Consider the following 19,409-nt stretch of genomic DNA (forward strand, 5'->3'; position numbering starts at 1 on the left):
GACTGGGGACTGCTGATGATCGACCCGGTCCTACGGGTCCAGTCCCAGTTGACCGACCGCGATCACGTCCTGCTCGGCTGGCTGGCCGACCACGGCGTCCTGACGTCCTTCCAGCTCGCCTATGCGCTGTTCCCGTCGCTGGACTATGCCCAGGAACGGCTCCGGAAGCTGGTCCGGCTCGGTCTGCTGGACAGGTTCCGCCCGCAGCGGGCCGACGGCGGCTCGTACCCCTACCACTACGTGCTCGCTCAGTTGGGCGTCGAGGTCGTGTCGGCCCAGAGGGGCGAGGAGTTGCCGCGCCGGGACCGGGCGAAGCGCCGGCGCTGGCACCTGACGAACCGCGCCAACCTGCCGCACCTGTTGGGCGTCAACGGGTTCTTCACCCAACTGGCCGGCTACGCGCGCACCCACGCCGACTGTGAACTGGTCCGCTGGTGGTCCGCGGCGCGGTGCCAGCGGATGGGCGAGTTCGTGGAGGAGCACGACGACGTGCACGTCCGCGCGTACACACCGCGCTCCCGGCCCGACGGGCACGGCATGTGGGCCGAGAACGGCCGTACAGCCGTGTTCTTCCTTGAGTTCGACCTGGGTACAGAGCGGCCGATCAGCCGGCTCGTCGACAAGCTCGACGGCTACGCCGATCTGGCGCGGGTCACCCGGCGGGTATGGCCGGTGCTGTTCTGGCTGCCGAACCCTGCCCGCGAGCGGCATCTGCAGCAGGAGTTGAGCCGCTGCGGTGTGCGTTACCCGGTCGCCACCGCCGTGCACGAACCCGGCGCAGGCAACCCGGCCGAGCCGGTGTGGTGGGTGCACCAGCGGCCCGGCGCACCTGTGCGCCTCGTGGACGTGGCCGGGCAACCCTCCCAGACCGAGCGCGGACTGTAGCGCTCCACCGCGGTCGACCACCAGGCCCGCGATCTGTCACCGGTCTGTCAACGACGCCGGAACCGCGCGACTGCGACCGCGCTGGTGCAAACTCCTCCGCCGTGACAGAGGCCAGAGGTACCGTCCGTCGCCGTCGCACGGCCCAACTGTCCGTCCGCACTTCTCCCTACCGGAAGGTACTGATGTCCACATCCGCAGCGCCATGAGCCGGCGCCCGCGTTCCGCATTCCATCCACGAGTCCGACCCGCACTGCGGACGGGGGTGGTCACGTAGCAGCCGCAACCCCGCGGGACCAACAGTCCCGGACGGGCCGGGTCGAGGGAACGGTCCAGGTCCTCATCATGTTCGTCGTCGCCGGGGCCGCCGGTCCGGCGAGCTTCACCCACGTCCACAACGTCGCCAGCAACCACGGCCAGCCCGGGTGGCTCGCCTGGGCCGACGCCATCGTCCTCGAACTGATGTCGGTCGCATCCGGCCTGGAACTCCGCCGCCGCAAACGGTCCGGCAACACCACAACGTTTCCCGCGGTCGTCCTGGGCTGCGCCGTAGCGCTCTCCCTGGCCGCGCAGGTCGTCGAGGCCGAAGCATCCCTGATCGGCTGGGTCGCCGCCGCGATCCCAGCGCTGGGCTTCCTGGTCATGGTGAAGATCGCGCTCGGGCACACCACCGCCAAGCCGCCGGACGAGCGGACCGACGCCATCGAGCATCCCCGGTCCCCTCGTACGTCGTCCCAGGTCGACGAACCGGGACCGCCGACCGGCCGAGAACGGGACGGTCCGCGCATCCAGCGGACCGGCTCCCAGGACCGGTCCGCTGAACGGTCCCACAACGGGGACCACGACGCGGTCCTCGGGTTACTGCCTGCGGCCCGATCCGCCCGGGACCGGCTGACCGCGAACGGCGACCCGTTCACCCGGGGCGCACTGGCTCGTCAGCTGCGCGCCGATGGCCACCGCGTCTCCAACAACCGGGCGTCCGCGCTGCTGAGGATCCTCAACGCCGAGGAACCACCATGACGGCGCCCTCACCTCCCGGCCCACCAGCTTCGCCCGCTGCGGTGCACCACGCCCAGCGGGTGGTACCAGCGGCACCGGCCACCGCTTCATGAGGCCGGCGCTGAATTCACACAGGAAGGAGGTGATACATCATGACCACGCCTACAACGCTTGCCACCCCGGCCCAGCCGCCCGTCGACTACCAGGCGGCCGAGTTCGCGGTCCAGTGGCTGTGCGGTGCCCGGCACCTCGCAGTACGGTCGGCACCGATCATTGCGGTGGTACAGGAACTGTCGAGCATCCTCCGCGACGAGTCGGTTCCGGCGCCGCAGGCCATGCTCGCCGCGCGGCGCGCGGTCCGGTTGCTCGGCGCGCTCACCGGCAACGCCCACAGCGATGACCGCGACGCGATCGAGCGCATCCGCGTGCACGATCGAGTCCTGGACGAGGACGACGTGACCGGCTCCGCGGAGTCGGTCCGTTTCGCGAACCAATGGCTGCGCGGAGACCCGGCCGAGGCGATCCGGACTGAACCGGTCATCGCCCTCGTCGAAAGCCTGCTGGGCAGCATGCTCAACGTGAAGGTCCGGCCGGAAGATGCCTACGACCGCCTGCGGCGCACCGTTCAGGTGCTGAGCGTCCTGGTCCGCGAAGACCGGTCCGCCGCCGTCAACGCCGCCGCGTGACCCGCCGATAGGTCGGCGTGTGCGGAAACAGGTGAGCCCGTCCAAACAGCGGCACCGGGCGGGCTCACCTGCGCACCTGTGCAAGAGCGTCCAAGAGTTCGCTGTCGTCGGGATGATGTCGCAGTGCCTCGCTGAGGACTCGTACGGCCTCGTCGGGCCGCCCAGTCAGGTTCTTGGCGAGAGCGGCCACCGCGTCGACGTAATCGCGACGGGCCGACTCGCGGTACCGCTCGATCCACAGGTACCGGGTGCCAGCCGACAACGGTCCGCCATACGCGGCCATCGCCCGGTACACCGCCCCAGCGTCCATCTCCGCCTCGGCGAGGGCGTCGCGGAACGTCCAAAGGTCGACATCGAAGGCGTCGCGGTCCAGGACGTACTGGTGACGCTTCAGCCGCAGGTACGGCCGCTCGCCACCGACCAGCACGAACGTGCGGCGCAGGTTGTAGGTGTACGTGTGCAGCCGTTGCGCCGCCAGCCGCCGTGACGGCTCCGGCATCAGGTCATCGAAGATGTCCTCCTGCCAGGCCGAGCCACCTCGGACGACCAGATACGTCAAGAACTCCAGCGACTGCGGGCGGACGTGATGGTCCTCGGGAACGCCCTCGATCGTCGGCCGCCCAAGCACCCGCAGCCGGACGGGCAGTGCGATGCGCCTCGGATCGCCCGTCACCAGATCCGCCCCGTGGGACCGGTTCTCTTCGACTCCTTGGTGAACGGCTCAGCCGATGAACGGAGATCCGCGGCGGCCCAGACACCGCCGGTCAAGCCCCCGCTTCCCATAGACAAGACGGTAGCGCCGGCATGCCATACCACGCCGGTTCACCGGTTGGCTGACGTGTGCACCAAGCCGTCCGGTCCTGGCAGTGCGATCGCCTCCCAGCGTTGCTCAGGCAGCCCGGCCGCGAACGAGGCGGCGTCCTTCCCGGCGTCGATCTCGAACCCGATCACGGCGCAGGCGATGCCAACCTCCGCGTGAACGGCATCCGCGACGGTGCCCAGCCAGGCATCGAGCGGATGCCGCCAGCGCAACGACACCGGGCCCCCGTCATCACCGAACGGGAACCCACCGATCCGCCGATCGGTACGAGCAAGGGCGCCGAGCGGCAGATGCAACGTCAGCCAGCGCTGCCCACCGTCAAACTCAACCGACGTACACGCACAAACCACCCGATGCCCGGACGGCAACGCCACCGCCCCCGCAAGCAGTCCGTGCTCCTCGAGTGAAGACGCCCGCAGCGGTACCGAGACCAGCCGGTCCGTGCCGAGCGTCCGCGGATCGGCGTAGCAGCCCTCAATACGCGCGACAGCCCACAGGCACATCAGCGCCGACTGCAGCCGGTCCGGACCCACGTTGCCGAGCTCGATGTCCAGCTCATAGAAGCCACCAGACCAGTTCTCGCGGTCAACCAGCCGCGCGGGGTCATGCACTGCGCAATCGTCCCAGCCCATGCCCGAGAGGAACCACCGTGCCCACCACCAAACCACGCATCTGGACCGTCGACGACATCCGCGCCCTCGGCGCCGTCACCGACCTGCCCACCGCCGCCGCCGTACTCGGTATCGGCCGCTCCACCGCCTACGCCCTCGCCGCCGCCGGCGACTTCCCCGTCCCGGTCCTGCGAGTCGGCCGCCGCTACCGCGTCGCCGTCGCCCACCTGCTCACCATCGTCGACCCCACCGGTACCGGCGACTTGACCACCACGCGAAGTGGAGCGTCGATCGACACGACCCGCAACCCGCACCGACCGCCCGTGAGGAGGCATGGTTGAACGGCACCACCTACAAGCGGTGCAGCTGCACCAACCCCGCCACCGGCCGCCCATACGGCCGCGCGTGCCCGAAACTGCGCCGACCCGGCGGTTCGTGGCACCCGACGCACGGCATCTGGCAGTACCAATGCGAACTCCCGCCAACCGCGGACGGCAAACGCCGCCCGCTGCGCCGCGGCGGCTTCGCCACCAAAGCCGACGCCGACACCGAACTCGACCGCATCCGCACCCTGCTCGCCCTCGCCGACGACCCGTCCGACGCGACCCGCATCGGCGACCTCATCGCCGCCGCCATCAGCCGCCGCGAACCCCTCCCCGACCAGACCACCGCCCGCCGCCTGCTGCACAGCGACGGCGAACATGACGACGTCACCGTCGGCGAATGGCTCGACGTGTGGCTCGCCGGCCGCCGCTCACTGCGCGAGACGACCCGCCGCAACTACGCCGACAACATCCGCAAGTACCTCAAGCCCCACCTCGGCCACATCAAACTGGTCCGCCTCACCGGCAAACACGTCGCCGCCATGTTCGACGCGATCAACGCTCACAACGAAGCCTTCCAGGCGTACCTCGCCGACCCCGACCTGGACCTCGGCCAGCGCTTCGACGGCGACCGCCGCACTATGAAGCCCGCCGGACCGGCCGCGCAACGACGCATCCAGGCCACGCTGCGGGCTGCGCTCAACGCCGCCATGCGCCGCCAGATGATCACGTACAACGCGGCCACCCACGTCGAACTGCCGCCGGTACGGTCCGCGAAGCCACTCATCTGGACCGACCAGCGCGTCGCCGAATGGCGGCGCACTGGCCACATCCCGTCACCGGTCATGGTATGGACCGCTGAACAGACCGGCGCGTTCCTCGACCACATCATCGACGACCCGCTCTACGCCATGTACCACCTGATCGCCCTCCGCGGACTGCGCCGCGGCGAGGCGTGCGGCCTGCACCGCGCCGACCTCGACCTCGACGCTCTCACCCTGACCGTCCGGCACCAGGTGGTCGTCGAAGCCTGGAAACTCAACCTCACCGCCCCAAAGACCGACGGCAGCGAAGCCACCATCGCCCTGGACACCATCACCGTTCGGCTGCTCCGCGAACACCTCGAACTCCAGGACGACCTCCGCGAGCAAGCCGGCGCAGCCTGGGTCGAAACCGGCCTCGTCTTCACACGCGAAGACGGCAGCATGATCCACCCTGACTACGTCACCCGCCGCTTCAAGGAAGCTGTCGCCGAAACCGGCCTACCACCGATACGGCTCCACGACCTCCGACACGGCGCCGCCACACTCGCCCTCGCCGGCGGCGCCGACATCAAAACCGTCCAGGCGATGCTGCGCCACTCGACCATCGTGCTGACCGCGAACACGTACACATCGGTCCTGCCACAGGTCGCCAAGGATGCTGCCGAGGCGGCAGCCGCGTTGGTGCCCAGGCGGCGGTAGGCAGCAGGTGGTCGAGCCCGGCGCAGCGGCCAGCTTCCGGGTGTTAGTCCAGCCTGGAGATCGTACTGAGCGACTCCGCGACGGACAGCGACAGCCAGGCAGGTCCGATTGCTGATGCTCTCGCGAATCTAGCCAGACCGCCTCGTGTCCGGCTACGCCACGGCATCCACCTCTGTGCGGGGCCGGTACCAGCGGCCCTTGGCCGACACAAGACGCCGTACGCCGGGTCGGTGAGGCCCGCGACGACCCGGGTCAGGAATGCGCGGTAGTGCTCGGGCAGGCTCACCCTCGTTCAACAGCAACTCAACCAGGCCCACAACGCTACCCGCGCCGTCGCCGAACGCGGCAACGCCCTGTTCAAGATGACCTTCAAGGCATGCGCAACGTCAGCCTGTCTCCCTGGCGGCTCGGGAAGACCGTCGCCGCAGCACTCGTCCTGCTCCACACCGAACGCCAGCCGCACCATATGAAACCCTCACCGATCAACACGTTACGCGGAAGGACTCAATGATCCCCCGGTGGCAACCTTGCTGTCGCCGTGGTGGCGGACGTCCGAGCAACCACGGAGCACATGGCCGCTCCGGCCATGCCACTCGATGGCCCCCAGCGCACAGCAACATCGGCTCGACCACTACTCCAGCACCAGCATCGGACCGACGTGGGTTGCAAGGCGCCGAGGGTTGGCAAGGCTCCGCGCATCGTCAGCTATCGGGCGGGCGTGGTGGCATCTGCAACCAGATCGTCGGCGGTCCTGGCCGGAAGGACGACGCCGAGCATGTCGGCCGGCGCGTACCGGCCTGGACGCAGGTCGACGTCGACGACCAGATGGTCGGTGATCGAATCGAGCAGGTCGGCGACATGCACGCCAAGCTCGGCGTCGACGACTGCATCACCGGTGCTGGTTGCTGCGGCGTCGACACGTAAGGCGAGCCAACGCCCGAGGCGGCGCTCGACCCGGTGCATGGTGCGTAGTGCCCACACGACCTGCGGCGCGTACCGCTCAAGGGTCGCGTCGCCAACCGCGCGAGCGAACCTGGTGATGTCGTCGCCGTCTGCCGGTCCGTCGACCGCACCGTTGACCCAGTTGCCGATCGTGCCGGGTGAGCTGATCGTGGTCCCTGCCATCCGCGCAAGAATCCCCTTGTACGTCATCCCCGAGGTCTGCCCGGCCAGCGCGGCACGTTCGTGCCACAAATCGATCATGGCGGTCAGCACCGCATACTCGGGTCGCTCGGCCAGCTTTGCCGAGATCGTCTCGCGCAGGTCACGCCGCGCGGCGTTGTCGACCAGGACGACTGTGTCGCCGGCCTCGAGGCTCTTGGCCGCGACCCGGTGCAGCTCGACGCCACAGCGGCGCGTCAGTAGGTCGTTCGCCTTCGCCAGAAGCGCAGTCCGTTCCCCGGTCCCCATTTCGTCGAGGTACACCGTGATGACCTCGGTAACGCCCCCGGGGTCACGCTGTGCTGCGGCCCGTGTGCCGTCATCGTCTCGGGCGCGGATTGCTTCGATCAGCGCGATCAGGTCAACGGCGAACGGCTGCCACACCCCAGGGCCGTCACCAGTCTCCTGGTCGGTCAGTACACGCTCGACGTCGTTCTCGACTACGTACACGGCATCGGCAGGGTGCTCGTCCAGCTCGACCGATGCCAGCCGGACGCCGAGCACCGGCGCGGACACCTCAACGGTCTCGCGCCGCAGCGACGCTAGCGCGCGTCGCGCCGCCGCGGCTTGGCGAGCCATGCGGGCACCCTCGGCAGGCCCACAAGCCACGACAGTGACCGTTGACGCGGGCGGCGCGGCCAGCAACCCCGCCCGAGAGCGCGGGATCGTTCCGGCGACGACGAGTTGGTCCCAGACCGAGACGGCGGCGACCTTGCCGAGCTGCTCCAGCCCGAGCACGCTGACCCAGTCGTCCCATCCGAGCGGCGTGTGCGGCGATTCGCGCAGTGCCGCACGCAGCGCCGATGCAGCAATGCGATTACGGACTACAACAGCACACCGGCGCCGCTGTTCGGCTGCGGCACCGACGACGGGCGCCAACTCATGCTCCCGCGGCAGGGTCTCAGCGGCGGCTACCGCTGAGCGGATCGCGGCGGCGACTGACGCCCACGCCACCTGGCTGCTGGAAGGCGCGTGCGACGCGTGCCGACGGGCGATCTCAGGTGCGTCGGTGATCGTAAGGAGATAAGGGTTTCGGCCGACATGCCGGTCGTACCGAGCCGGGGTGACCGGCAGGAGCGCGAGGGTGTTGAACACTCCCCACGCCCATCGCACGGCGCCCAGGGATGCCTCCAATGTTCCAACGGCGCGTGCAAGCGCGCCGAGGGCCGACCACAACGCGGCTAGGGCGTCGTCAAGGTCGCTACCGCGTGTCGGGATGTGCACAGCGATCGTGGACGACCCGGCCGCTGCCAGCGTTGGGGATGCCATTAGTAGCGGCGGCAGCGGACCTGTGTCCTTGGGGCTAACCACCGAGTGCGAGAGCATCCCGAGCGCGGTCGCGTCCCACGACCACACCAGACCGCCGGCAGCGCGCACGGTTGCGAGTGCGGCGTCGAATGGGTCGTCGGTGGCGTACACTACGGGCGCGCGGCGACGGGCGTTGACCAGCAGCGCCTCCAGCACGCGCCCGTCGACGGCGCCCGCGTCGACGATGATGGCTTCCAGCGTGTCCAGCAGGGGCAGCAGTCGTTCGGCATCGCTCGTGAGAAATAATCGCCCCGGAACCCGTGCGGGCTCGCCACCGGCGACGTCGATCGTCCCGTCGGCTGAGATCCGCGCCCGCGGTACCAGCGACGCGAGCCGCTGGCCGCGAAGCGTCAGCTGATCATATAGGGCTCGGTCGGTCAGCGCGGCCGAGGCGACGGCGATCCGCACGTCCGTCCGGCCGCGGTTGAGTGCGGCGCGCAGCACCGTCTCCGCGCCCAGGACGACCGCAGCAGGACTACCCGACACCGGAAGAACGACCGCCAGCGGGGTCCGGGTCGTCAGCGCACGGTCGGCCGCGTCGAGCAGTTCGACGTCGACCCCCGTCGGGCCGAGACGCTGCGTTCGGGCGCCGACCTGCCGCCCGAGATGCCCCGCAATCAGCAGTTGCGCAAACCGCGACGAGGGCTGGATTAGCATTTGGCTACCCTAACTACTTCGACCTGGAAAGTAGATCGACGGTGGTCGGCGTGTCCGGCCGTGCCGGACACGCCGGGTGACCACAATGAACGGGGGCAGGAAAGTCGTTGACGCGCAAGGCATTGCGTCATGTTGCGGACGCGGAACGTGCAGCCGTCGTTGTGGGAGTCGGTGCTGCCCGAGGTGTGCCTGCGGTTCCCGGCGGACCCGGAGCGGGTCGATGCGTGGCTGGACGATGAGCGGTTCGTCGCCCCGTTCGTCCCGCACTTCTCGGCCCGGATGGGCCGGCCGAGCGTGCCAATGGAGACCTACCTGCGGCTGATGTTCCTCAAACACCGCTACCGCCTCGGCTACGAGTCGCGTGCGCGGAGGTGTTCGACTCGATCTCGTGGCGGCGGTTCTGCCGCATCGATATCGACGGTCGGCTGCCACACCCGACGACGCTGATGAAGATCACCACCCGCTGTGGTGAGCCGGCGATCGCCGCGCTCAACGAAGAACTCCTCGCGAAGGCGGTCGAGGCGAGGGTGGTGAAGACGGGAAAAGTCCGCGCCGACACCACCGTGGTGTCGGCGAACGTTGACTACCCCACCGACACCGGGCTCCTCGCCCGGGCGGTGTCGCGGATCTCCCGCTTCGTCAGCCGGATCAGGGCCGTAGGCGCCGCGTCGTGGACCCCGTTCCGGGACCGCACCCGGGCGGCTGGGCGGCGCGTCCGTTCGATCGCCGCGCCCCTGCGGTTGCGTGGTGCTCAGGCCCGTGAACAGGCGCAAGCCGTCGTCGCCCGAATCACCGGGCAACTTGTCAGCCTGGCCCGGTAGAGCGCGACCGAGGCGCAGGCAGTGCTAATTAGACGAAGCCCGACGCGCCGTGGCCCGCATGACAGGTCGGGCCAGAGGACGGCTGCGCCGGGCGGTCAACGAACTAACCGTGATGCTCCACCGTACCGACACCGTGATCGCTCAGGCGTGCATCCGCCTGGCCGGCAGCAAGCCCGACTCCGCGACCCGCCTGGTCAGCCTCCACGCCCCGATGGCCGCCCGATCGTCGAGGGACGCTTCGGCAAACCCATTGAGTTCGGCTACAAGGCTTAGATCGTCGACAACGCCGACGGCATCGTCCTGGACCACACAGTCGAGGAGGGCAACCCAGCCGACGCCCCGCAACTGCCACCCGCGATCGAACGGATCACCCGCCGCACCGGTGGTGCTCCACGGGCCGCGGCCGCGGACCGCTGCTACGGCGAAGCCAGCGTCGAGACCACCCTGCTCGACGCCGGCATGCAAACGGTCGCCATCCCACGCAAGGGCACCACCGACACCGCCCGCCGAGCCCACGCGCGGCAACCGGCTTCCGGCGCCTCGTCAAATGCCGAACCGGCTGCGAAGGCCGCATCCGCCACCTCAAACACCGCTACGACCTGCACCACACCCGCCTCGACGGACTCACCGGCGCCGGGATCTGGTGCGGCTACGGCATCCTCGCCCACAACCTCACCAAATCACTGCTCTCACCGCCGCCAGAGTGTGAGACCAGATCCAGCAAGCCGCCCAGACAGCAACCCACAACCTCGGCCGACGCTCCCATCTGGCGCCACTCACATCTTCAGGTTGAAGTAACTACCCGCCTCGGCATGACTGAGCGACGAACCGGTGGCGCCAAGATCTTCGCCACCCTGTGTACCGTATGGAGCACGCACGGCGTCGATGGCCACCACCCAAACCGTCAAGCCTGCCTCGACACATGATCATCGGCGCCAGGCAGATTCTTGGAGGGGACCTAAGGGCGTACCGCCGGGGTCGGCAGCCTCTCGCAGGAGTCGGCTTGGTCGAACGAAGGAGTACACGTGGCGGAATTGTCGCAGCGAATTGGCATCGTCCACGGGCCGGATCTCGCTGGCGTTCACTCCGACGATGACAGACACGCCGACACACACGACCTCGGCCTGACGGCCGACGAGCAGCGGGCGCTCCGCCCAGCGCGGCTAGGCAAAACAGCGGCTACCCGGTTACCCCTGCGAGAGTTGACCACGGAGATACATCGGCTGTCCGTGCGCGATAAAGCCCGTGTCACCCGCACCCTCCAAAAGAGTGCCACGGCGCCATCGGCTGCGATAGCGCAAGCCTTGCGAACTGCTTTCGCCAAACTTGACGAGGACCGCGTGGAGTGGGCGCTGCATGATGCCCTCCACTACGGGGTCACTTCGGCTATGCAGAGCTCCGAGCTTGAGCGCGCCGAACTCGCGGCGCTGCTCCGCGCCGACGGGCCAAGGCTGGGCTTCCTCACCCGCTACGCCCTCCGGGACGTACTAGCAACGGGTGTCGACGAGTTCGGGGTGTCTGGCGAGGTGCGCACCGCGGTGTGGTCGTCGATGATCTGCACCGGCCACGCCGGGGCCGTCGCTGCGCTCGCGTGGCTGATCGCCGAGCCGCCGACGTTCTGGACCAATGCCCAGCACCAGACGGTGGCCGACGTCTGGACCCTGGTTCGCGAGCGGCTACCCGAACTTCCCGAGCGGCCGGTGCCATTGTCGCAGCTGTGCGATTTGGTGGCTGACCTCGAACGGACCAGTAAGATCGACGCGATGGGCGCCGAAGCGGACGGCGCCACCGACACCAAGGCCGACAGCGACGACTCGCTCAGCCTCATTGGGGCGCTGACCACCGCCGTAACGGATTTCCAAGCCCGCCACAGCGAGGTTTTCCAGGTCGCGCTCACAGCTCTCAACGCCGACGTAGCCGCCGGACGCGCTCCTTCATCGAGTGCCATCGAAACGCTGGGCTCGCTCGCGACGGACATGGGAGCGCTGCTTGCATCCGTCGCCGATACCACCGGCTCACCAGTGGCCGACACCCTTGAACAAGCCCTGGACGACCTTGCCACCGCCGCGTCGGTGCATACGGCCGCGACTGTCCTGGACCGCGTGTCGCGGCTGACCAGCCTAAGCGCGCCTGAATACGTCGTAGCAGAGGCGTCGCAGATCGGCGAACTCGCCGCCAGCGTCGACGCCGACACCGACCCGGTCCTCCTTGCGGCGCTCGACGCGCTCGTCACCGCCATCGACCTCGGCGGCAGCGATCCGCAGCGGTCCGCTGACCTGGTCCGGATTGTGCAGACCGGACTGCCGACGGCCGCGGTGCTCGTCATGCTCGCCTCCAACGGCGTCCTCGCCCTGAATCCGCCCGCCACAGAAGACCACGGTGCAGCCCTACTCGGACCCACCTCAGCCGTGAGTGGCAGCGACAACCAGGCCGACATGCCGATCGGAACCAATGCCGTCAACGCGGCTGCGGGCGACCGGGCGCTAGCAGTTGAGCGGGCAAACAGGTCTGAGCTCGCATTCGAGAGGACCGGCGGACCCGGCCGCGAAAACGTCGGGGATGTCGCTGCTCCCGCAGCCGAGGCGTTGGTGGTCACCGCGTCCGATGCCGAGTGGGACGGCACCGGCGTTCCCGACAACACTGCCGACTACGACCTTACAGCGGCGGACGGCTTCGACGGCGCTCCGGACCCGGTCGAGTCGTCGGAGGCGGCTGTGGCCTACGCAACCGCCTGGGACGCACAGGCCGGGCAGGAACCGAGTATCGATGAGGTGCTCGCGGATCTCGACCTCGCGGTTCCGATCGCTGACGACGCCCGCGTCCACAGCGCCCCCGGCCCCATCACACCGGACGCCTCCGACGCCGATACCGTGGTTCAGGAGACCGGCGCCCATAACGAAATCGACGTGACCGCGCTGTACGAGTCACTGATGACCTCGCGGCAGTATGCGCTTGCCGGCTGGCTTTGCCAGACCGTGGGCGAACCCGATGTTGTCGGCGCGGCACACCGTATGGCGGCGCACGCGCTGGCAATGCGCACCTCGATCGGCCCCAACGCCGCCGTGTTCAAGGATCTCGTCGCCAACCTCGACGCTTCCGCGCTGCGCGAGCTTCCCGGCGCCCAAATGGTTGCGTACGCCGCGTCCGTCCGAGCGGGCCTGCTGTCGCCGACCACCGGCGCGGCCGACCTGCTGCGTGACATGTGCCCAGCCGTCGTAAAGTCCGGACCAGCAGCCGAACAACTCACCGACGCGCTCCTGACGTGCATCTACAGCGGCGCCTACCTCACCCCACACAGCTCCAACGCTGTCGCCGAGGCCGCCAAGCTTGAGAGCGAACACGCCGACCTCGTCGAGACAGCCCGTACGATGCTCGATACCGCGTACGCCCGCAGTATCCGGTACGCTGCCGCGACCGAACTCTTCAAGGCATGGATGGAAACTACCGGCTACCTCGGCGCGGCTCTGTCGATCGTCGCGTCAGGCTCGCGCCGGCCTGAGGACCTCAAGTTCGTCCGTTCCCGTGTCACCGAGCTCCGCTCGCGCAGCGAACTCGAGGCCGCTATCGACCGCGGAGCCCCGCACGCGCGGCAGACGAGGCGAATCGAGGCCCGCTCTCGCGACAAGATCATCGAACGTGCCACGGACGTCGCGGACCTTCTCGCCTCCTGGGTCGAGACGACCGAGGGGCTGACGCAGTCGACCAAGACTGGATGGATGTCTGGACAGATTGCCGAGCTGCGTGCCCGGGTCGGCGCCACCCGCGAGGCCGCCCTTTCGGAGCTCGCGCCGCTGGCCGGCGCTGACCGTGCCATCCAAAACGTCGCCACCGACGCCGGTCTGGAACTGCTCAAGAGCTCATTGGACCTGCTCACGGTCGGCGCGCAGCCGGACTCCGGCACAGAGCTGGCCGCTGACCGGGTCGACCACGGCATGCTTGCGCTCGCGCACGACCTGCCACTCACCACCGTTCCGATGCTCGCACCTCGCCGGGCGGTCACCGTCACCGACATCGCCGCGGCTGCGGCGGCGCTACGCGCTGACGCCGCCGGCTGGACCGCCGCGTTCAACCGACGGGCCGAACGCGGTGACCACGTCGGGACCGCCGTCATAATTGAGATGCTTCGCGGACACGACGCTCAGCAGGCACGCCGGATCTCCACCATTCGCGACCGGGACGTCGCCGCCGCTACAGACACCCTCGACGAGCACGTCGCCGCGCTCGCCGCACGCATCGACTCCGACCGCCGCTTCGGGCGCCTCGACGCCGATGCGTGGTCACGGCTGTCGATTCGCGCCCGCGCGCTCGAGCCCAACAGCCGTGGCGCACGACCAGATTTCGACGTCATGGAGGCCGAGCTCGCAGTCGTCGAGGAGGAACGCTCGAAAGCCGTCGGGGCAACTATTGAAGCGAAGTGGCAGCAACTGGCCGACCTGCAGTCCGCTTCTGTGCTCACCGACGAACAGGCTGCCCGCATATCAGACTGCATCGCCTCCGAGGACATCACGACCGCCGACGAGTACATCGAGACGATCCGTTCGCGCGGTGAGCTGCCTGCCCCGCGAACCGATGCCGACCACCTCGCTCTCTTCTTCCCGGCGTTCCCGGCGATGTTCGCCGCCGCCCGCGGACGCTCGGCGCTCCCCGAACTCAAGCGCGCCATCGACGCCGGCCGCAACCCCGACGCCGGCCCGCTCGCGGACGTCCTGGACGGCGCTGGCATCGACCTGGGCGCCATTGCTCGACGCTCCACATCCGCCAGCCGCCTCGATCAATGGGTGAACCTCGCCGGGGCGCGCACCCTCGATGCAAAGGTGTCGCAGGTCAAACCGGTCCTTGAGCAGCTCGGGTTCCTCGCCGCGAAGGCGAACACGCCGCCGCACCGTAAGGGACAGGTGTTGGGGGTCAGCTCATGGATGCACCTGACGGGTGTGCGGGGCACCGAAGGCGACGCGCTCATTCCGGCGTTCGGGTCCAAGATCAGCCCGACTGGCGACACGCTCCGCGTCCTCGCTGTGTGGGGCTCACCGACACCGGGGCGTCTGGTCGAGCTACTGCGCGACGAGCCGGCAGACCATTCGGTGCTGGTACTGTACTTCGGCACTCTCGGAGTCGATGCCCGCCGCGACCTCGCCACACGGATGCGCTCGGGTCCGAAGCTGCCAACAACCGTGGTCGTCGATCAGGCCGCGTTCGGCTACCTCGCCGCGCAGCCCACCCCGCGGCGCGACACCACCATGGCCATCACATTGCCGTTCGCCTCCTCGACGCCGTTCACGCCGGACGTCGCCGGACTAGTGCCCGTCGAGATGTTCCACGGGCGCACCGAGGAACTCGACCGGGTCGCGAACATGATGGGCTCATGCATTGTCTACGGCGGGCGGCAGCTTGGTAAGTCTGCCCTACTCCGCGCCGCAGCCCGCAAGTTCAACGAGGGCGAGCATCGCGAGGCGATCTACCAGTCGATCTATAAGGTCGGACAAGGCGTCATCCCCGCGCACAAGGTGTGGACGACGCTGTGGCCGCGGCTGGCGGAGAAGGCGATAGTGCCCGAGGACATGCCCGCCGGCGATGTCGCCGCCGCCGTAACCGGCCACATCATCAGCTGGGTCAAAGCCGTCCCAGGGCGGCAGCTGCTCCTGCTGCTGGACGAGTCCGACTTCTTTCTCGACGCCGATGCTAAAGAGGGCAAATTCACGCATGTCAACGCGTTCCGTGAACTCATGGAGCGGACCGAGCGTGCCGTCAAGGTCGTCTTCGCTGGACTGCACCAGACCGCACGATTCGAACGGCTCGCGAACCACCCGCTCGCGCACTTCGGCGACCCAGTGTGCGTCGGCCCTCTCACCCCGCAGCACGCCTACGACCTGCTCACCGATCCTCTGCACGCGCTCGGGTACCGGTTTGAGGACGGCAACGTCGCCGCCCGCGTCCTCGCCCTGGCGAACAATCAGCCGTCGCTCATCCAACTGTTCGGCGCCAAGCTGTTGATGCACCTGCAGCGACGAGGCGCGCTTGCCACGCTGCCGCAGATCGTCATGGTCGACGATGTCGAGGCAGTATGGTCGGACGAAAGCCTGCGCGAGAGCTTCCGCAAGCGATTCGACTGGACGCTCAACCTCGACCCCCGATACAAGATCATCGCCTATGCCGTCGCCTACTATGCACATACGTATGGCGTCGGGTCTGCGCTCACCCCGACCGAACTGCGCGGCCAATGCGAGCTGTGGTGGCCGCAGGGTTTCGCGGCAGAGGAGGTACGCACAGGCGAGTTCCGCGCCCTGCTCGACGAGTGCGTCGCGCTCGGCGTGCTGTCATACGCCTCGACCGAGGGCAGGTACCGGTTACGCACGCCGAACGTGCTCTCGCTCCTCGGCTCCCGCGAGGAGGTGGACGATGTGCTCGATGCGGCAGAGTCGACACCGCTGCCCGACAGCTTCGACGGGTCGCTGCTGCGCCCGCCGTTCGCGGGCAACGTAAACATGCGTAGCCCGCTCACTTCGGCGCAAATCGCGGACCTGCTCGCCACCCGGAACCAGGTCCGAGTCATCGCCGGCAGCGAGGCGCTCACCGTTGACTACTGTGCACGCGTGCTGCGCGACGAGAGCGAGCACGCCGTGTACGGCGCCCGGTCGATCCCGATCAAGGAAGCGACCACCACTAACCTCGACAACGTCTGCCGCTCGGCGGCAATGAACCCAGGGCACACCGTCGTGCTTGTCAACCTTCGGAGCGCCCCTCATGCGTTGGCGCTCGACGCATGGTCGCTCGCCCGCCAGCAGATCGCGGCCCGCGCTGGCGGAACGGTCGGTATCATCCTCATCACCGACGCCATGCAGGCGCCGCTATGGGTACGGGCAAACGCCGAAGCTGACGCCTCGTCGAACCTGACCGCTCTACACCGCTACGACAACACCGGCCTGCGCCTATGGCTGAACGAGACCACCATCCCCTTCCAGGACGACGCCTCCCGGGCCGACCTCCTGTCGGTGTCGGGCGGCTGGCCGATGCTGCTCAACCGGGTCGCTCAGGCGTCCACCGGTGAGCCGGACACCGACCGCACAGACGCGCTCGGTGACCTTCGCACCTGGCTGGGTCAGCCCGCCAACGCCAACGTGTTCCTCGCCGCGCTCGGTGTACACGCCGACGAAGTGCTGCGCGCGGGATGGGACTTCCTCGTCACCGAACTGTTGGACGATGTAGCCGACGCTCGCACCTTCGCCGAGCTCATGGAGTCGTCCGCCGGCGACCAGCGCTACGCGGCCCTTACCCCAGAACGGCTCGGCGCAGCTGGATACGGAACAACCAGCGCGGTCATCGACGTGTTCCGCACCCTAGGCGTCCTGATCGTCGCCACCGAGGACGGGCAGCTGCGCCTCGAGCCGGTCGCAGCCAGAGCTGCTGGAGCTGCCCGGTGACGTTCAGTAGTCCCGGGCAGCTGCTCGTCACTTTGATCGGCGAGGCGGCCGACGTAGCGCTGTCCAGCAGCACGCTGGCAGGCAAGAACATCGACCGGAACGAGTTCATCTCCCTGAATCGGACGAACCTGCTGACCATCATCGCCGCCCAGCCGAGCCTGCGCGTCAAGCTGTCCCGCGACTACGAAGACCACCTGCGCGCCGCGCAGAGCTGCCATGTCCTGCTCGACAACCTGCTGTCGCCCGACGCAGAGACGTCCGCTACCGCCGCCAGACAGCTCAGTACCGACCAGGCCGCGCTCGTGCCCCCAGCGACCGAGCAGCTCGCGCGGCAATCTGCTACGGAACGCCGGCGGGCAACCGCAACAAGCTCGCCCAGCCCGAATGGGCGCTCCGCCGACGATCGACGCGCGACGCGTCTACAACGCGACCTCGAACGTGTTCGCGTCCACCGCGACCAGGCTCGCGGGCAGCTTGAGTATGCCCGGCAAGAATTGCGCGATGTCAAGGCTGAACGCGACGCCGCCCTGTCCGACCGTGATGAGGCGCTCACCGCAGCCGAGGCGCTGCGCGTCGAGCTAATCGCTGTCCGTGCGCATACTGCCGCCCTGTCCGGCGACGTCGTCCACGCCGCGGCCGTCCTTGCCCGAGCGTTGCGTCCGGCACAGGCGCCCGAGCCCGAACACGACGTCCGCGAGCTGGACCGACAGGACAGCCTAGAGATCGGACCTGACACGGGGCCTGAAAAGGCGGGCACGGTCACGGCCCGTGCGCCCGTCGAGGAACTCGTCGCCGAAGCGCTCACCCGAGCAGCCATCGATGTCGATGCATTCCTCGCCGCGCTCGACGCCATCACCGTTCCCGCCGCACCGGTCAGACGGCCGGCAGACCTATTCATTCATCCACGCGAGATCACTGTGACCCCACTTGGGGGCGGCACCGACATCGGTGGGTCGTGCATCCTCGTCGAGGCCGGCGACGCCCGGATCCTCGTCGACTGCGGCACCCGCCCCAAACAGCGGTTGTCACGGATCGGACCGCCCGAACTCGACGCCGTCCTTGGCGACGGCCGCGAGGTCGACGCAGTCATCATCACACACGCGCACAACGACCACGCTGGCTTCGTGCCAGTGCTGGTATCCCGGTACCCGTTCATGGACGTGCTCGCCACCGCCGACACTGCAGCGCTGCTGCCAACAATGTGGAACGACTCGGTCAAAGTGTTTGAACGGACCGGTCACGAGCGCGTGCAGTCGGGCGAGCCTGCCGACGAACCGCCATACCGCACTGCGCAGGTGCTCGCCGCTCTCAACCGCATCCGCCGGGTCGATCTCGGGCGCGTCGTCGAGATTGCTGACGGGGTGACCGCCGAGCTGTTTCCGGCGGGGCACATTCTCGGCGCCGCAGGCGTCGTCATCACCGCCGGCCCGTCGCGTGTCACCGTCACCGGCGACGTGTCACATCCCGCTCAGGCCCAGGCGTCGGTGTCGGGACTCGTCGTGCCCGACGCCGCTCGCGGCAGCGACCTTCTTGTCATCGAGTCCACCTACTGCAGGAAGGGCGGCGCGCCCCGTGCCCGCGAGCTAGAAAACTTCATCCGCACCGTCCGGGACACCGTCAACGACGGCGGACGTGTCCTAGTCCCGGCATTCGCGCTCGGGCGCGCCCAAGAGGTCATCCTTACCCTCCGCAAAGAGCTCCCGGGCGTCCCGGTCCTCGTCGACGGCCTCGCCAAGGAGATCTCGCGTATCTACGAACAGCAGACCGCCGGTAGGGACAACCCATTGACCATCTTCAGCGAAGACGTCCGCGAGGTCGCTCCAGGTACCCGACGTGAGCAGTACCTCGCGATGCGCCGAGGAGTCATCGTCACCACCTCGGGAATGCTGGTCGGCGGACCCGCGGTGACCTGGGCCCGGTGGCTGCTGCCCGACCCGAAGGCGGCCCTGCTGGTATCTGGCTACCAGGACGAGGAGTCCGCTGGCGCCGAGTTGCTCGCCCTCGCCGAGAACCAGTCCTCGATGTTCAGCCTTGAGGGCGACCCGATAGAGGTCCGGGCCACCGTGAAGCAATTCGCCTTGTCCGCCCACGCCGATCGTGGCGGGCTCACCTCGATCATCGCCGACGTCAGCCCTCGTCAGGTCATGCTCGTCCACGGCATCGCCTCCGCACAGCGCGACTTCGCCGACCACCTACGCTGGCATGGCCATGCGGTCGTACCCACCGCGCGCTGGACAACGCACCGGTAGGCTGGCTCGGC

10 protein-coding genes and 1 pseudogene are annotated in these 19,409 nt (G+C 68.5%); 8 read left to right on the forward strand and 3 right to left on the reverse strand.

The features are described 5' to 3' along the window. Positions 1 to 15: 15 nt before the first annotated feature. The 3 genes from AC6JBM_RS42265 to AC6JBM_RS42275 all read left to right on the forward strand — a co-directional run bounded on the left by AC6JBM_RS42265 (position 16) and on the right by AC6JBM_RS42275 (position 2,567). Entirely contained in the window at positions 16 to 885 is an 870-nt protein-coding gene (locus tag AC6JBM_RS42265) for a replication-relaxation family protein (protein WP_497979393.1), read from the forward strand. A 342-nt stretch (positions 886 to 1,227) separates the two neighbouring features. Next, positions 1,228 to 1,902 (forward strand): DUF2637 domain-containing protein, encoded by a 675-nt coding sequence (locus AC6JBM_RS42270; RefSeq protein WP_497979394.1) that lies wholly within the window; start codon positions 1,228 to 1,230, stop codon positions 1,900 to 1,902. A gap of 131 nt (positions 1,903 to 2,033) precedes the next feature. Beyond that, complete coding sequence (locus tag AC6JBM_RS42275) at positions 2,034 to 2,567, forward strand: hypothetical protein (RefSeq protein WP_497979395.1); 534 nt, start codon at positions 2,034 to 2,036, stop codon at positions 2,565 to 2,567. 64 nt (positions 2,568 to 2,631) lie between these two features. Here AC6JBM_RS42275 and AC6JBM_RS42280 read toward each other — a convergent pair whose 3' ends face one another. Both AC6JBM_RS42280 and AC6JBM_RS42285 read right to left on the reverse strand, forming a co-directional pair. Beyond that, entirely contained in the window at positions 2,632 to 3,240 is a 609-nt protein-coding gene (locus AC6JBM_RS42280) for an AfsR/SARP family transcriptional regulator (protein WP_497979396.1), read from the reverse strand. A 149-nt stretch (positions 3,241 to 3,389) separates the two neighbouring features. Beyond that, positions 3,390 to 4,019, reverse strand: coding sequence for a hypothetical protein (locus AC6JBM_RS42285; RefSeq protein ID WP_497979397.1), 630 nt, complete (start codon positions 4,017 to 4,019; stop codon positions 3,390 to 3,392). 17 nt (positions 4,020 to 4,036) lie between these two features. On the opposite strand from AC6JBM_RS42285, the gene AC6JBM_RS42290 reads away from it, so the two are divergent. Continuing rightward, on the forward strand, positions 4,037 to 4,339 hold the full coding sequence (locus AC6JBM_RS42290; protein ID WP_497979398.1) for a helix-turn-helix transcriptional regulator: 303 nt from the start codon (positions 4,037 to 4,039) through the stop codon (positions 4,337 to 4,339). Continuing rightward, the gene (locus AC6JBM_RS42295) at positions 4,336 to 5,784 is read left to right on the forward strand and encodes a tyrosine-type recombinase/integrase (protein ID WP_497979399.1); all 1,449 of its coding nucleotides are present in this window, start codon (positions 4,336 to 4,338) and stop codon (positions 5,782 to 5,784) included. The genes AC6JBM_RS42290 and AC6JBM_RS42295 overlap by 4 nt, the downstream gene beginning before the upstream one ends. 705 nt (positions 5,785 to 6,489) lie before the next feature. Here the strand turns inward: AC6JBM_RS42295 and AC6JBM_RS42300 are convergent. After that, positions 6,490 to 8,910 (reverse strand): DISARM anti-phage system protein DrmE domain-containing protein, encoded by a 2,421-nt coding sequence (locus AC6JBM_RS42300; protein ID WP_497979400.1) that lies wholly within the window; start codon positions 8,908 to 8,910, stop codon positions 6,490 to 6,492. A gap of 129 nt (positions 8,911 to 9,039) precedes the next feature. Between AC6JBM_RS42300 and AC6JBM_RS42305 the strand changes: the two are divergent. The 3 genes and pseudogenes from AC6JBM_RS42305 to AC6JBM_RS42315 form a co-directional block, all read left to right on the forward strand. After that, a pseudogene (locus tag AC6JBM_RS42305) lies at positions 9,040 to 10,411 on the forward strand (ISNCY family transposase); the annotation flags it as partial. A gap of 345 nt (positions 10,412 to 10,756) precedes the next feature. Continuing rightward, complete coding sequence (locus tag AC6JBM_RS42310) at positions 10,757 to 17,149, forward strand: hypothetical protein (protein ID WP_497979401.1); 6,393 nt, start codon at positions 10,757 to 10,759, stop codon at positions 17,147 to 17,149. After that, the gene (locus AC6JBM_RS42315) at positions 17,146 to 19,398 is read left to right on the forward strand and encodes an MBL fold metallo-hydrolase (RefSeq protein WP_497979402.1); all 2,253 of its coding nucleotides are present in this window, start codon (positions 17,146 to 17,148) and stop codon (positions 19,396 to 19,398) included. The genes AC6JBM_RS42310 and AC6JBM_RS42315 overlap by 4 nt, the downstream gene beginning before the upstream one ends. Positions 19,399 to 19,409 lie beyond the last annotated feature (11 nt).

Source organism: Dactylosporangium thailandense (assembly GCF_059739745.1).